At 63.1% G+C, this 15,434-nt stretch carries 13 protein-coding genes; 6 read left to right on the top strand and 7 right to left on the bottom strand.

Annotation, left to right across the window (positions count from 1 at the left end):
- Positions 1-528 precede the first annotated feature (528 nt).
- Positions 529-882, top strand: a complete 354-nt coding sequence (locus OG226_RS07990; protein ID WP_328676017.1) for a VOC family protein — start codon at positions 529-531, stop codon at positions 880-882.
- Positions 883-958: 76 nt separating this feature from the next.
- Here OG226_RS07990 and gndA read toward each other — a convergent pair whose 3' ends face one another.
- The 3 genes from gndA to OG226_RS07975 are packed head-to-tail and all read right to left on the bottom strand — an operon-like array spanning position 959 to position 3,956.
- On the bottom strand, positions 959-2,356 hold the full coding sequence (gene gndA, locus OG226_RS07985; RefSeq protein ID WP_329353337.1) for an NADP-dependent phosphogluconate dehydrogenase: 1,398 nt from the start codon (positions 2,354-2,356) through the stop codon (positions 959-961).
- Positions 2,250-3,728, bottom strand: coding sequence for a tyrosine-type recombinase/integrase (locus OG226_RS07980; RefSeq protein ID WP_329348412.1), 1,479 nt, complete (start codon positions 3,726-3,728; stop codon positions 2,250-2,252). The genes gndA and OG226_RS07980 overlap by 107 nt, the downstream gene beginning before the upstream one ends.
- Positions 3,729-3,752: 24 nt before the next feature.
- Entirely contained in the window at positions 3,753-3,956 is a 204-nt protein-coding gene (locus tag OG226_RS07975) for a helix-turn-helix domain-containing protein (protein WP_329348411.1), read from the bottom strand.
- Between the two features lie 2,083 nt (positions 3,957-6,039).
- Between OG226_RS07975 and istA the strand changes: the two genes are divergently transcribed.
- Both istA and istB read left to right on the top strand, forming a co-directional pair.
- The gene (gene istA / locus OG226_RS07970) at positions 6,040-7,320 is read left to right on the top strand and encodes an IS21 family transposase (RefSeq protein WP_329348410.1); all 1,281 of its coding nucleotides are present in this window, start codon (positions 6,040-6,042) and stop codon (positions 7,318-7,320) included.
- Positions 7,321-8,148 (top strand): IS21-like element helper ATPase IstB, encoded by an 828-nt coding sequence (istB, locus tag OG226_RS07965; protein WP_329348409.1) that lies wholly within the window; start codon positions 7,321-7,323, stop codon positions 8,146-8,148.
- A 358-nt stretch (positions 8,149-8,506) separates the two neighbouring features.
- Here istB and OG226_RS07960 read toward each other — a convergent pair whose 3' ends face one another.
- A complete protein-coding gene (locus tag OG226_RS07960; protein ID WP_329348408.1) occupies positions 8,507-9,067 on the bottom strand; it encodes a hypothetical protein in 561 nt (186 codons plus the stop codon).
- Positions 9,068-9,553: 486 nt separating this feature from the next.
- Here OG226_RS07960 and OG226_RS07955 point away from each other — a divergent pair, with 486 nt between their 5' ends.
- From OG226_RS07955 to OG226_RS07945, 3 genes are all read left to right on the top strand, one after another.
- The gene (locus OG226_RS07955; RefSeq protein WP_329348407.1) at positions 9,554-10,171 is read left to right on the top strand and encodes a hypothetical protein; all 618 of its coding nucleotides are present in this window, start codon (positions 9,554-9,556) and stop codon (positions 10,169-10,171) included.
- Between the two features lie 5 nt (positions 10,172-10,176).
- Positions 10,177-10,647, top strand: coding sequence for a hypothetical protein (locus OG226_RS07950; protein WP_329348406.1), 471 nt, complete (start codon positions 10,177-10,179; stop codon positions 10,645-10,647).
- 355 nt (positions 10,648-11,002) lie between these two features.
- Positions 11,003-11,491: a hypothetical protein gene (locus OG226_RS07945; protein WP_329348405.1), complete on the top strand. Its 489-nt coding sequence runs from the start codon at positions 11,003-11,005 to the stop codon at positions 11,489-11,491.
- 228 nt (positions 11,492-11,719) lie between these two features.
- Here the strand turns inward: OG226_RS07945 and OG226_RS07940 are convergent, their stop codons facing one another.
- The 3 genes from OG226_RS07940 to OG226_RS07930 all read right to left on the bottom strand — a co-directional run bounded on the left by OG226_RS07940 (position 11,720) and on the right by OG226_RS07930 (position 14,774).
- The gene (locus OG226_RS07940; protein ID WP_329347515.1) at positions 11,720-13,099 is read right to left on the bottom strand and encodes an IS1380 family transposase; all 1,380 of its coding nucleotides are present in this window, start codon (positions 13,097-13,099) and stop codon (positions 11,720-11,722) included.
- 191 nt (positions 13,100-13,290) lie between these two features.
- Positions 13,291-14,058, bottom strand: coding sequence for a transposase (locus OG226_RS07935; RefSeq protein WP_329347193.1), 768 nt, complete (start codon positions 14,056-14,058; stop codon positions 13,291-13,293).
- Positions 14,059-14,423: 365 nt separating this feature from the next.
- Positions 14,424-14,774, bottom strand: a complete 351-nt coding sequence (locus tag OG226_RS07930; protein ID WP_329348404.1) for a hypothetical protein — start codon at positions 14,772-14,774, stop codon at positions 14,424-14,426.
- Positions 14,775-15,434: the final 660 nt, after the last annotated feature.

Raw genomic sequence — 15,434 nt, 5'->3', positions numbered from 1 at the left:
AACTCCCTTGCCAGGGTTGCGCGGTGACCACCCGATGGCGGCGACGCATCGGCCGCAGGTCTCACGCACCGTTCGCATCCCACGCACCGTTCCCGTCCACCGAGGGCTGCGCCCGGCTGGTCGCGGTTCGCGGTCGGTGATCGGCGGGTGAGTCCACCCGGGTGAGTGTCCGGGCCGGTCACGGGTACGCGGGGGAGTAGTCCAGGGCCGACGTAGCCGACATTCACCACTGACTGGAGGACACGATGACCCACCCGTACCCCGACCCCGTACCCCCGGCACCCATCCCGGGGCCCGGTCCCACGCCCGACCCGGTGCCCGGACCCGGTCCCGTACCCGTGCCGGACCCGGAGCCCCCGGTACCGCTCCCCGCGCCGCCGCCGGGCCCCGGCCCCACCCCGGGGCCGTCCCCGATCCCGCCGGGCCCGGAACCCGTACCGACCCCGAAACCGGGACCGCCGCTCACCTGACGGCTCCCCTGAACCGGGTCACCCGGCACCGGCTCCGCCGTCCTGGCAGGATGCCCCCATGGAACGTGTGCTCGGAATCGGCGGATACTTCCTGCGTGCCACCGAGCCGGGGGCTCTGAGCGCCTGGTACCGGGACTGCCTCGGACTGGACGCCGACGAGCACGGGCTGTGGGGTCAGGAGGCCGGGCCGACGGTGTTCGCGGCGTTCGAGTCCGGGACCGACTACTTCGGGTCCCGGACCCAGCAGACCATGCTCAACTTCCGCGTCCGCGACCTTGACGCGATGCTCGCGCAGTTGCGCGCCAAGGGCGCGGACGTGGCGGAGGAGACGCAGGACATGGAGGGCGTCGGCCGCTTCGGCTGGGTCACCGACCCGGAGGGCAACCGCGTCGAACTGTGGCAGCCCGCCTGATCCGTGGCCTTACGGCAGGCGAATTGTCGCAGCCTGCCCGGCCGCGTCCCGGCGCCCCCCCGGCCCGGGGTATCCCCTAGGCCGTGACCTCCGAGCGATCCCCACCCCACAGCGTGTGGAACGCCCCGTCCCGGTCCACCCGGCGATACGTGTGCGCCCCGAAGAAGTCCCGCTGCCCCTGCGTGAGCGCCGCGGGCAGCCGCTCGGCGCGCAGCGCGTCGTAGTAGGCGAGGGCCGCCGAGAAGCCGGGCGTCGGGACGCCCTGGCGGGTGGCCGCGACGACGACCTCGCGCCAGTCGTCCTGCGCCGCCGCGATCTCCTGCGCGAACGTCTCGTCGGACAGCAGGCTCGGCAGGTCCGCGCGGGCGTCGTACGCGGCGCGGATGCGGTCGAGGAAGGCCGCGCGGATGATGCAACCGCCGCGCCAGATCGAGGAGATGGCGCCGAGGTCGACGTTCCAGTCGTACTCCTCGCTGCCCGCCGCGATCTCGTGGAAGCCCTGCGTGTACGACACGATCTTCGACGCGTACAGCGCCTGCTCGACCCGGTCCGCGAAGGCCCCCGCCTCGGACTCGCTCAGGGGTGAGGCCGTCGGACCGACCAGACCCCGTGAGGCCTCGCGCAGCGCCGCGTGGCCGGAGAGGGAGCGGGCGAAGACCGCCTCCGCGATGCCCGAGACCGGGACACCGAGGTCGAGGGCGATCTGGACCGTCCAGCGGCCGGTGCCCTTCTGCTCCGCCTGGTCGACGACCACGTCCACGAACGGCTTGCCGGTGGACGCGTCCACGTGGGACAGCACCTCGGCGGTGATCTCGATCAGGTAGGAGTCCAGCCGGCCCGTGTTCCAGGTGCGGAAGATGTCCGCGATCTGCGCGGGGGTGTACCCGGCGACATCGCGCAGCAACTGGTAAGCCTCGCCGATCAGTTGCATGTCGGCGTACTCGATGCCGTTGTGAACCATCTTCACGAAGTGTCCGGCGCCGTCAGGACCCACATGGGTCACACAGGGCGCCCCGTCCTCGGCCTTCGCGGAGATCTTCTCCAGCATCGGACCGAGCGAGTCGTACGACTCCTTCGGGCCACCCGGCATGATGCTCGGCCCGTGCAGCGCGCCCTCCTCGCCGCCGGAGACGCCCATGCCGACGAAGTGGATGCCCTGTTCGCGCAGGTCGCGCTCCCGGCGCCGGGTGTCGGCGAAGTGCGCGTTGCCACCGTCGATGATCATGTCGCCCGGTTCGAGGAGCGGGGCGAACTCCTGGATCACCGCGTCCGTCGGGTCACCGGCCTTCACCATGACGACCAGGCGGCGCGGCCGCTCCAGCGCCGCCACGAAGTCCTTGGCGGTCTCCGCCGCGATGAAGTCGCCCTCACCGCCGAACTCGTCCACCAGGTCGCGCGTGCGGGACGCGGTCCGGTTGTGCACGGCGACCGTGTAGCCGTTGCGCGCGAAGTTGCGGGCGAGGTTGCGGCCCATGACCGCGAGACCCGTGACGCCGATCTGCGCTGAAGTGTTTGCCATGCTCTCCGACCTCCGGTTTTGCCTCAATAGCTGCGTGCGGGGTCACACCCAGGTCACATTGGATGCTAGCCATGCCCTCAGTGACAGCGTCCCGCGTTGTGTCCTCCGCCGCTTCCCACAGGTGTACATACGTGTCCAGCGTTGTACTCGGCTTGGCGTGGCCTAGTGCGCGCTGGACAACCTTGATGCTCTCACCATGGGCGATCAGCACGCTCGCGTAGAAGTCACGGAGACTGTGGAGGGACGCACCTTCGGGAACCCGCAACTCCGAACCGGAGGTTTCGAGTTGGGCGTTTGCCTGCTTGACGATGTACTTCCACCGCGCGTCCCAGTTGTTGCTTCGGTAGGGCTGTCCGTTGGAGGTCCGGAACACAAAGTTCGCCTTGCGCTCGACCGGCTTGCGCGGGTCGGTGCGGTCTTGGATGACCACAGGAGCAATCGGGAAGCGTTCCAGGTGGGCTCTGATCGCTTGCACAGCGAGCGGGTACAGGCGCACAGTCCGAACACTGTGGAAGCTCTTGGGAGTTGAGAGGTACGAGACCTCACCCTTCCTGACTCGGGTCACAAGCTGCTGGCTGACCCTGATCTCAGCTCGCACAAGGTCGACCGCGTCAAGCTCCAACCCGAACAGCTCGCCCTGTCGCAGGCCTGTCGCGGCAGCTATCAGCAGCATGACCCGTGTCTGTTCCGGAGCCCCGTTCACCAGGGCCCCGACCACCTCAACAGGTAGAGCGTGTTCCTCGGCCCTGTGGGCCTTCGGCAGCTTGACCCCCACAGAAGGGTCACGGGGTATCTGTCCGTCCGTTACAGCGGCTCTCAGGACGCTACGGAGGTACCGGAACACGACTCCCAGGGTGCTGGGCTTCAGTTCCCTGGACTTGTCGGCGACCCACTTCTGTAGGTCATCCCGCTTTATCGACGCTATCGGGCGGTTGCCCAGTACCGGAAAGATGTGCAGCCGCATGTACCGCTCGATGGTGTCCTGAGTGGTGCTCTTCTGGATGTTTCCCGCCATCCACCGGTCGGCGACGGCCCGGTACGTCTCCTTCCCGGCGTTGGGGTCTATCCACTGCCCCTTCGACAGGTCCACAGAGAGGGAAGCGGCGCGTTTGTCGGCGTCAGTCTTGCGCTCCCAGTTCTCCTTACGGAGCTTCCGATCATGGTCGTAGTACTGAACCTGCCACCGCATGCCCTTGTCGTGGTCGCCGACTCTGGCGTACTCGGTGCGGTTCTTTGTGGAGTGCTTCTCGCAGGCGCCGAGAGAGGCTTTCTGCGCTTCTGTGGGACTGCTGTAGTGCCAGCGGTCGGTGACCCATGCCTTGCTCATGATCTTTGTCTTTCCGTGATCCCCCTACGCTGCGGAAGGGTACGTTCCGGTCAGCCAGGAATCCAGGTCTACGGCCCGGTAACGGACAAGTCTCCCGGCCTTGACGTACCGGGGGCCGTCGCCCTGGTAGCGCCAGTTAGCGAGGGTTCCAACGGGAATACTCAAGTATTCGGATGCCTGCTTTGGTGTCAGTAGTGCCGCACGTGATGTGGGCTGAGTCGTCGTCATGTCCGTAGCTGACCCGTGAGCATGAGATGAGAAACACTTGCTCGCTTGTTGGTCACCCCACCTCACCCCGTCGCGGGTATCGGGTCACGACCCGAGCGCGGCACTCCCCCCACGTGACCCGTTACCCCCCTACTACGTAGGGGGGTAAACGCGGGAACGGGTAACGCAGGGGTCGCAGAGTGCCCTGACCTGCGGTTTTGCGGCGTTACCCACGTTACCCGGGCGTTACCCGGGCGTTACCCGGTCACGGTAACGGGTAAAGAAAGCGGTAACGCGAATCCAAGAGGGAAAACAATGCGCAGAAAAATGCATAGGTACGAATGCCCTGTAGTTTACCGTGCTTAATCTTCTAAGGGGACTAAAAGGCCAGGTCATCATGAGTGTGAGATCGCGGGAAATAACTGGAAGTCCTAATGGGATATGGGAATTAGCTTTACCCGCCCGTTTTCTCATTCAAAGGCAAAAATCGGATATCACCTAGCAAATCACCGGCTTGCGTGGGTGTGTATCTATCAAATGCAAGTAAGCGGTCGCTTTCACCTTGGATATATTTGATCTTCGACTAGTTCTGACTGTGAATCAGAGGATCAAGGTTGTTTCTGTCTGTGAGTCAGTTGATGGATCGTCAGTAGCTGATGTGACCTCACGTGTGACCTTGTCGGTTTCAGGCCCACGTTTCCGAAGGTCAGAGGCTTTGCGCGCCACTTCAAGTGAAATTGACCCAAGATCCGTCACGTACCCGGTCGAGGGTCGAGTAGGGAGGGGTGAGGGGTCGGGTGGGTGTAGGTATGTGATGTTGATGATCTTGTTGAATATTGTTTCGTTTGTTCGATTCGGAATTGTTTTAAGTTCATGAAATGAATCACACACAAGACAGAGGTCCAGGTGGGCTGGAGTAGGGGGTGTGGGGTGGATAGATGAGAGTGATGAGAGGTCAAGTGGTGTGAGGTCAAGGTCATTGTGTGTGAGTGATTAGGTCATTAGTCCGTGGTGAGGTTCAGTCGTTTAGTTGTTTTCTTTCTTTGTGAAAAGTCTGAAGTTTTTGAAGAAAAGATTTGAAGTTTCAAGGATTCTTTTCATGCGGACTGGAAGCTCCGGCGCATCTGTGAATTTGAGGTGATTTCGATTTCGTGACTCCTGGCACGCGTGAGGGGTGGCCCCCAATTACAAGAAGACCCGACAGGGGCATATCTTGGAAGAATTCCAGTTCCGAATTTGCCATATCTCTTTCTGGTATAATTGGATAACGCAACGTATTTGTGCGCGCAGGGCAACTTCGGCCATATAACTGGCCTGACCGGAGTTGCCCTTTATCTGTTTTCTGGACTTTTTGAAGTGGGTATTTCTGTAATGAATCGTAAGTATTCCTATGCCTCTGTGGCCGGGGTTTCGCCCGAGGGGATCGCGTTCGACGAACGGGGGCTTCCTGTGGGCTACCAGGCTGATCCGGAGCGCTGGGGGCGGCTGCACCGCTGTGGTATGTGTCGCCGGTACAAGCCCCAGGGCTTGTACACGCCCTCGGAGTGGCTGAACCACGGCTACTGCGCCGTGTGCCGTCGCGCGGACAACCGTCTGCGCCGTGCGGAGAAGCGTGCTGAGAGACGCCGTTTAGCGGGTGGTCACTCATGAGCCGGCGATCTGCGATGGGCGCGCACTTCGCGTTGCAGTCGACCGGGGCAACGGCGCTGCCCGCTGGCAGTGGACCGATGACCCGCTACAGCGGCGAAACAGCTATCTGCGGACACTGCTGCACAAACGTTTCTGCGGACGCCATGCAGGCGGTCTCAGGGGAAGCCCGGCAGGTCTGCGGTCGGTGTGTTGAGAGCCGGACCGCGTCGCTGCTGCACGCGCTGGGCGAACGTCACGGTGGCGGCCTGTTCCAGTGCAGTAGCCGTAGATGCCAGCAGCTCGTGACCGTCGAGACGGTTCGGGTCGTGAACGGTGGCACGCGGGCTGTCTGCGCCCCCTGTGGGGGTGAGCTGTCGGCGTCGTCTGAACGGTGACCCTCTGACGGCGGATCAAAACTGACTCACTTCGTGGCATCCATACCAACCTGATCTTGATTGGAGATCGGGAGGAGAGGGTGATCCAAGTGGAGGACTGGGCAGAGATCCGCAGGCTGCACCGGGCCGAGGAGATGCCGATCCGGGCGATCGCAAGGCATCTGGGCATCTCGAAGAACACGGTGAAACGGGCGCTGGCCACGGACCGGCCGCCGGTGTACTCCCGGCCGCTGAAGGGCTCGGCGGTCGACGCGGTCGAACCGCAGATCCGTGAGCTGCTGAAACAGACCCCGACGATGCCGGCGACGGTGATCGCGGAGCGGATCGGCTGGGACCGCGGGATGACGATTCTCAAGGACCGCGTCCGCGAGCTGCGGCCCGCCTACCTCCCTGTCGATCCGGTCTCGCGCACGACGTATCAGCCCGGCGAACTGGCTCAGTGCGACCTGTGGTTCCCGCCGGTGGACATCCCGCTCGGCTATGGCCAGTCCGGGCGGCCACCGGTGCTGGTGATGGTCTCGGGCTACTCGAGGATCATCGCTGCACGGATGCTGCCGAGCCGGATGACAGGCGATCTGATCGACGGTCACTGGCAGCTGCTGACCGGCTGGAATGCGGTGCCGAAAATGCTGGTCTGGGACAACGAGGCCGGTATCGGCCAGGGCAGGGTCACCGTCGACTTCGCCGCCTTCGCCGGACTCCTCGCGGTCAAGATCTTCCTCTGCCGGCCCCGTGATCCAGAAGCGAAGGGGCTGGTCGAGAGGGCCAATGGCTACCTCGAGACGAGCTTTCTGCCCGGCCGCACCTTCAGCGGACCCGGCGACTTCAACACCCAGCTCGAACGGTGGCTGCACGTCGCCAACCGGCGCATCCACCGCACCCTGGGCACCCGTCCCATCGAGCGGTGGGAGGCCGACCGGGCCGGCATGCTCGCCCTCCCGCCCGTCGATCCGCCCCGCTGGTCGCGCTTCTTCACCCGCATCGGACGCGACCACTACATCCGCGTCGACACCTGCGACTACTCCGTGCACCCCCTGGCGATCGGCAAGAAAGTCCAGGTCACCACCAGCATCGAGGAGGTCATCGCCATCCTCACTCCCGGCGGGGCCGTCGTGGCCCGCCATGCCCGCTGCTGGGCCAAGCACCAGACCATCACCGATCCCGATCACGCCCGCACCGCCGCTGCCCTGCGCGGTGAGTACCGCCACCACACCGCGGCCCAGGCCGCCCGACTCCGCGCCACGGCCGCCGCCGACCGCCTGGTCGACGTCGAGCAACGCGAACTGACCGACTACGACCGGGTGTTCACCCTCATCGAGGGCGACGCCGGCCGCAACGAGACCGGGGACGGGGTGTCCTGAATGGCCCGCACCGCCATCAAACCGGTCACTACGAAGACGGGCAGCGGCCGGACCGGCGAGCAGACCGCGTCCGACCTGGCCTTCTACTCCCGCGCGATGAAGGCCCCGGCCCTGCTGGACGCCGCCGAGCGCCTCGCCGAGCGGGCCCGCACCGAATCCTGGACCCACGCCGAGTTCCTGGTCGCCTGCCTGCAGCGCGAAGTCGCCGCCCGTGAGAGCCACGGCGGCGAGGCCCGCATCCGCGGCGCCCGTTTCCCCGCGATCAAGACGATCGAGGAACTCGACGTCACCCATCTGCGCGGCATAACGCGCCAACAGCTCGCGCATCTGGGCACGTTGGACTTCATCACCGGCAAAGAGAACACAGTTTTTCTGGGACCGCCCGGGACCGGGAAGACACACCTGGCGATCGGACTCGCGGTCCGCGCCTGCCAGGCCGGCCACCGGGTCGCGTTCGCCACAGCCGCCGAATGGGTCGACCGCCTGGCCGCCGCCCACCACGCCGGACACCTCCAGGCCGAGCTCACCAAACTGTCCCGCTATCCGCTGATCGTCGTCGACGAGGTCGGCTACATCCCCTTCGAATCCGAGGCCGCGAACCTGTTCTTCCAGCTCATCTCGAACCGATACGAACGCGCGTCCGTGATCGTCACGAGCAACAAGCCCTTCGGACGCTGGGGAGAGGTCTTCGGCGACGAGACCGTGGCCGCCGCCATGATCGACCGCCTCGTCCACCACGCCGAGGTCCATTCCCTCAAAGGCGATTCCTACCGGATGCGCGGACGGCAACTCGGACGCGTCCCCACCGCCACAACAGAAACCGACTGAACACCACCAACCACAAGCCACACGGGTCACGATTCAACCGACCAGAGTGGGTCCGCGTTCAACCGCCGCCGACATGAGCGCTGATGGCTGATGTAGCGCGCTTACGCATCGTCGTCGACACCGACGCACAGAGAGCGAGCGAGAGAATTTCTGAGGGTGTCCTACGGGCTCCTGGGCCTGGTCGTCACAGCGCGCGTGCCCCGTGTGGTGAATGGCCACGGCATGGGCTACGGTCTGCCGCTCCCGCTGATGGCGTACGGCTTCCGGACGGGCCGTAGAGAAGAGTCGTAGGAAACGCAGAGAGCCCCACCAGACCTGTACTAGCGTCCTGATGAGGCTCCCCGCTGAGTCGTAGCCATCAGCCCTTACGCGGCAGATAGCCGACAGTGGCGGTCGCCTTAAGTTCCTGGATAACGACCCAAGACGAACGGCTTTCTACGCCATTGGACAACGTGACGTCCACGCGAGCATAGAGTGTTGCCCCTGTGACGAACTGATTGGCATAGCTATAGACATCAAGCTGGACCTGAAAGCGGGTACCACCGAAAGCCGGGACATCCCGCTCTTCCCCCTTAGGGATACTGACGGTTACTGGGTACTTGCGGCTTCCGTCCAGCGCCATGTCAAGTTCGGAACGGTATACCCGAGAGATGACATCGCCGATAAGGGTTCGCTTAGGCCGCTCATGAAGCTGGGCCACCCATACGGTTACTTCCTCGTTTGCCTTGATGGGGTACTGGCCCTTGTTCTTGAGATCTACCAAGAGGGCTAGTTCCGTATTGTCACTCGCGTATGCCGAGAACTTGGTTTGTACGCGGGGTCTGACCCTGCGGAAGTTCAACCATGTTGCGAGCATGTTTAGGCCCGTGAAGAGGGCACTGAGGCAGGCCACCAACAGGGCCCACTGAGCGGTTGTCATGGGGGGCATCCTGCCCGAGCCTCGTGGAGGCTTATACCGGACTTGAGGAATCTCAGCGGTTCGTCGGTGGGGAGTTGGACCAGGAGGCGATTGGCAGGGGCTGAGAAGCCCGTGTACGGCTTCCTGCGGGGGGCGGGGGAACGGGCTCTCCTGGGGGTCGTTGGCGGCTGGCTCCCCAGTGGTACCAAGCCGGTCGGGCAGAGGGCCAACACCGCTCAGAGAAGCGCCCGGAGCTGCTCGCCCCGTGTGGCTGGCCAGTTGCGGCGGCTGATACGGCCCGGCGCACGCGCCTGACTACGGGGCTGGTGAGCGGGGGTTCCGAGAGGGGGACGACGAACACGAGGAGCACGCTGGCAGGGGTGCGCAGGGGAAGTGCCGGCCAGCCCCTCTCACGCGCGCGTGCAGCAGCTCGGGGAGGACCAGGCCCAACCGCTGAGGTTCCTCAAACCGGGGTCAGGGCACGGGCGTTGTGGGCATCATCGGCGCATGCCATCCAACGGTGTCGCTATCGTCGTCGCTTCGGTCAGTGCCCTCTTCACGGGGTCCAACATGCTTGTGTCCACCCTTACGTACCGCAGAGTGAAGCCGCGCGTACGGATGGAAATTAAGTGGGCATTGATCAGTCCGAACTTTCCAAACCCTGACCCGAAGGATGGTGTGCAGTGGGGCTTTGACCTCCATCTGAGGAACACGAGCCCTACCGCAGCCAAGGTTAAGGGACTTGCGTTGATCACTCGGCATCCGCTGAGGCCCAGTCGCTGGGGTGATTGGCTACGGTCCGACGCAGCGAAGTACCTAGATATCACAGACAAGATAAAAATTCCCCCGGTAAAGATAAGCACCTACAAGGGAACTAAATATCTCGATAGGGACATGGAAATTTCACCGTTCGGTGGGCTCAACTGGGAAGTCCTGGATGACTGGCTGGCAATTCCCCCCACTGATTGGGAGTGTTTGACCTTTCAGGTAACGCTGACGAACGGGGAAGAGCTTCGGGGTGAGTGGCTGCACAGGGCGGACTTTCTGCGTTCCGTTGAACAAATGTCCCGCATCTTCACAAAAAAGCATCAGGGATTTCCGATGCTGACGACAGAGGGGGACTGAGGGGCATGGCCGCCGACTGGTGGGCTCGGGGTATTGCTCTCGGCAGTACTGCTGCTGCCTCGCTCAACATGATTACGTCCTATCGCACCTATCGGCGGACACGGCCCGATGTCGTAGTAAAATTCGAGAGTCAATACCTGTTTCCTGAAGTCAACAAGTTCGGCTTCCGGATGCGAATCGTGAACCAGGGTGCTACAGCTCTTGGAATTGAGAGCGTGACGGTGGAAGTGAAGCACGTTTCCGATGGCCAAAGGTTCTTCAAGGTGGAATATTCGAAGCTGCCGATAGTCGAGCACTTTGACGAACCACTCATAGTGGCAGCCTTCAGCGGACAACAGTATGTTAAGGAGTTCGAGATTGAGCGCGGGGTTTTCCCGTCCAGGTACGTGCGCTTTGTACTTCAGCTCACAGATGGCTCGAAGCGTCGTAGCCGAAAGTATCGCGACTTTTACACGATCATGAAGCCCCTGGAGTGATGAACCGGACTGAATTCTACTGGAAACCGGTATCGCTCTACCCATATCGCCCCCCGTCTCTACTAGAGCCGAGGGGTTTGATCCTGGTGGGAGAGGTGGACCTGTATCGGACCAGTATCGAGGGGTCGTTTCGGGTGTAATATCGGCCCTGTTGATTCTGGTCCCAGCATGGTTCCCTGCGGTGGTAGGACCCGCTCAACGTGATACAGAAGCGCATCCCGTCGCGCCATCTTGGATCAGCGGAACAGCAGCCATTTAGACGGCCATGAGAGCGGCTGTGGCCAGGCGGAAGCTCGAAGCGCTGAGGTTCCTCAAGCCCAGGACGAGCGTAGCCCTCGTTGGGCATCCTTGAGCTATGACGCTACCCGAGATCGCCATTATATTGTCGTCCATCAGCGTGGTCATCACGGGCGGGAACGTGATTCTCACCTACCGCACCTTCAGGCGGGTACGGCCCAAGGTGAAGGTACGGGTGTGGCGAACGGCGCCGCCTAGTTGCGGCGCGGAACCTCACTGGCAATACATCCTGCGCTTTCTCAACAAAGGGCTGAGTCCGGTGCATGTCGAGCGCATCGAACTGTACGCTTACAAGTCATCTAGTCGCTTCAGTGAGAGTGAGTTCCTCTCAGGCAACAGGTTCGAGCGTGACACCGTTCAGGAACCTCTCATGGTGCCCGCACTCGACGGCACCACCTACAGATTCACCTATGACTCCCTCGCGCAGCCCGGGGATGGTAGATATCTCCGCTTCCGGGTGCTGTTGACCAATGGGCGCACAGCTATTACACCGGTCATCTCGCTTAAGAGCATGGGCCATGACAAGATCGACGCCGCTGATAAGTAGGGCATCGGGACCCCAGCTCTGATGCATTCCCGCTGTCTGTGGAGGGGCTCTCTAGCCTCGATCATTCATGAGTCCTCGTCGGTTCGTTGACGGGGGCTCTGTGCTTGCGTGGTGCGGAATTTCGTGGGCTGGGGCAGGTTGGTGGCCCGGCTGTCGCGTCGGGTGGGCGCCGGGGTTCCACGGCTCCGGGATGTTGCTTTGGTTCGTCGGGATGGTCGTAGTCGCTGGTCAGCCGGGGTTCGGCAGGGCTCCGAGTCGCTGGATCGCGCGGGTGATCACATCCCTCCAGGGCCATCGGGCTGTGAAGCGGAGCCAGCGGCAGCGGCCGGTGGTGACCAGCTGGGCGGCGGCGGAGAACAGCCGCAGGCGAAGCCGTTTGGGCTCCCAGCGGCGGGTTTCTGCAATCAAGGCGAGCATCGGCATCCAGGCGAGGAGGTCGAGTGCGATCTGGACGATCTCCAGCCAGATCTGGTTCTGGGCGGTGTCGTGCAGGGGCAGGTTGCGCAGTCCGGTGGCGCGGGCGTTTCGGATGCGGTCTTCGCAGCGGGCCCGTCTGCGATGGCGTAGTTCGAGGTCGGCGAGTTGGCCGCCTTTGGTGTTGGTCGCGAAGCAGGTCAGCCGCAGTCCGTCGAGGTCGGTGAAGCGCAACTGGGCGCCGGGGTGCGGGCGTTCCTTGCGGACGATCAGCCGCATCCCCTTCGGCCAGGCGCTCAGGTCGGGCATGTCGGTGATCTCCGCGACCCAGGCGCCGGGCCGCTCGGTGCCGCCCGCGTCGTAGGCCGGCGTCCATGCCCTCTTCGGGATCTTCAGTACGGCCTGGTGGAGGGCGTCGGTGATGGTCATTCCGACGGAATACGACAGCCACCGGCCCCGGCGGGAGAGCCAGTCGAGGAAGGTGTGGGTGCCGCCGGCGGAGTCGGTGCGGATCAAGGTCTGGCGGCCCCGCCGCAGGTGTTCCGGCAGTTGGGCCAGGGCGAGTTGGGCCGTTTCGATGTGGTCGGTGGCGGTGTTGGAGCCGGCGTTGCCTGGCCGCAGCAGCGCGGCCACCGGTTCCCCGGAACCGGTCTCGCCGTGGTCGACGAACGCGACGAGCGGGTGATGGCCGAAGGTCTTCTTCCACGTTGGGGTGGCATCCTGCTTCTCGGAGTGCGCCAGGACGAGGACGCCGTCGATGTCCACGACCACGCTGCCACCGGCGGACGGACCATCCGCACCGGCCAACTCCCAGACCCGCGACCGTACTTCGGCCCGCGCCGACCGGATCGTGGTGAGAGCCTTCGGGCCGGCTGCAGCGAGAGCGTCGACGAGACGGGAGACCGTCGGATCGGAGGCCACGGGGCCGAACACGTCGGGCTCGGCCCGCAGCATGCCGACGTCGGCCAGACAGTCCCCGCCGAGCGCGACGGCCAGGGCCACATCCAGCAGGATCTTCCCCGGATCGTGCACTGCCCGCGGCTTGCGCCACGGTGCCAGTGCAGCCGATATCGCGGTGTCCAGCCCGGACTTGCGGACCGTCTCGACCAGCAGCACCGCCCCGGCCTGCGAGACCACCCCACGGCCGCCGCCCTCGACACGAACACGCGGATACGACCCGCTACGCTTCTTCACCTGGAGAGTGCTTCTTTCCTCGCAGCTGACAGGACCCTCGACAAGTCCCATCGTTGCAGGTCAGCAGCACTCTCCGCTTATTTGATCAAGACCCGGACAGGCCCACTCGCGAAAGCGCGAGGCTAAGGCTTGTCCCGTAAATGATCTTCGGGTCGTCTCGGGCGTGGTTGGCCGCGTGGCGGTCCGCTTGCCTATCCGGTGAGGGCGAGGTTGTGCAGTCGGGCGATGCCGAGCATGGCGTGGTGGACGCCGGCGCCTTTGAGGCGACAGTCGCGGAGGATCTTCCAGGTCTTCATACGGGCGAAGACGTGCTCGACGCGGGCTCGGACCTGCTTGTGGGACTTGTTGTGTGCCTGCTTCCAGTCGGGCAGGTCTTCGCCTTTACGCCGGCGGTGGGGCATGACGAGTCCAGTGCCGGGGTAGCCGCCGTCGGCGATCGTGAGTGTCTTGCCGACGGCGGCTTTGGCGCCGGATTCTTCCCATGCCTTGCAGTCGTTGCGGTTTCCGGCGAGCGGGCGGCCGACCAGGACGACCAGGCGGGTGTCGGCGTCGATGACGACCTGGTGGTTGGTGGAGTACCGGTAGTTCTTGGACTGCGCGGCGATGGAGTGGTCGCGGGTGGGGACCAGGGTGCCGTCCACGATGAGCACGGTGTCCTTGGCGAACCGCTTTCGGGGCTGGAGCGCGAGCATCGGCCCGAGGTGGTCGATGATGCGGTCCGCCGCCGACTTCGACACCCCGAACAGCGGGGCGAGCTGGCGCATCGTCAAGTTCGTCCGCCAGTACGCCGCGACCAGCAGAGTCCGGTCCTCCAACGGAAGGCTCCACGGCCGGCCCTTGCGGACCGCGTCCGCACCTTCACGCCGCAGCACGCTCACCAGCTTCCCGAAACAACGCGGGCTCAGCCCGGTGAACGGGGCTATCCAAGACGGCTCCGACGCCGTGATCACACCAGCCACGCCAAGATCATCTCACCTGTGACCAGCAGTTACGGGACAAGCCTTAGGTGCGATATGCAAGACACAGGGCGATCACGGAGAGTAACGGAAAGCTTCTGCGTAAACGGCTCACGCGTCACGTCACGTCATGTTTGAGAATTTGCGCAAAAGGGTGCTGACCTGGGGAAAAGCGCCCCTTCCACAGTTTATCGAGAGTCGCGATCGCGGATGGTAGTGGCCCCTTTGAGGGCGGAATCCGCTGGTTGCGAGTGGGAGACGCTGCAAGGCTCGGAAGTGGGCTCACGGGCCAGCGTGAGGAGAATGGAGCGTTTTCGTACCCGGTCTCAGAGGTTCATCGTATCCCTCTTGTGGGACCTTTCTATTCCCTACCGAAGATCTTCGGGGTTTACACCTAGTCTGCGGAGTTGGGCTAGCGCCTCTTTCTTTCGGTCCTCTCTGATTACCTGAGCTTCCGCCTGTTCGGCTTCCTGCTTTGCTTCCAGTCCTTTGATGCTGCCTGCCGCCTGTACGCCCTTGTTGCGGGTGTAGGCGCGGTTAGCGGCCTTGTCTGCCGCTTGCTCCGCAATGGCATCTGTGAAATGACCCGCTTCCCACAGTCGTAACATTTCTTCTGGCGCGGACCCTTTCAGGGATCTCATGTACTCCAAGCTGTACTGCTCTACTTCACTGCTCGGGTCGTTGTAAGTCTTGCGGTTTGTGTTGTCCTGGCTACCCATTTTAGAATCCTTCTTTCGTTAGACGGCCGGTACCCGGCTCGTACGTGATTTTTGTTGTTCCTGCGGAGCGCTGCTTAACATCTAGGATGCCACCGATATCGTCTGGGATTCGGCAGATCCTCCCTAGCGTAACTGTCGTACCGTCGAAGCTGCCTCGCGTCCATGGAATGTGGATGTGGTTATTGCAGTCATAGAAGTCAACAGGTTCTGGCGCTTCGGCCGCTAGCTCTTGCTCTATCTCTTCACGAGTCTTGAGAGCATCCTTGAATGGTCGTCTCTTTCTCGGCATTTACGCCTTCTTTCTTCCGTATGGTGGTCGACCGTTACGCGGAGGAAGATCGGCATCTTCTATCGCCTTTGCTGACTTAGTCACGTGGTTGGTTGACCACCATTTTCTGAACCCAATACCGCAATCTGGGCATCGGTAGTAGTAGACCGAAGTTCCCCGAGTGTTTGAGTACGGTTCGCTGTCATCGTGCTTAATCTTTTGCCCACGTCTACAAACTGGGCACTCCGCTAAATAGGTCTTAGACATATAGGCAATCCTCGCATCGGCAATTTTTAGCGTGGCAGTTCCTTAGGTACTCCTGATTTAGCTTGTCCCAGGTTTCACAGGTGGTGTGTCCACAATTTCGGGTATCACACACGCTGTCGAACTGT

This window comes from Streptomyces sp. NBC_01261 (genome assembly GCF_036226385.1).
Classification (GTDB): Bacteria; Actinomycetota; Actinomycetes; order Streptomycetales; family Streptomycetaceae; genus Streptomyces.
This window is presented reverse-complemented; position numbering and strand designations above follow the sequence as displayed.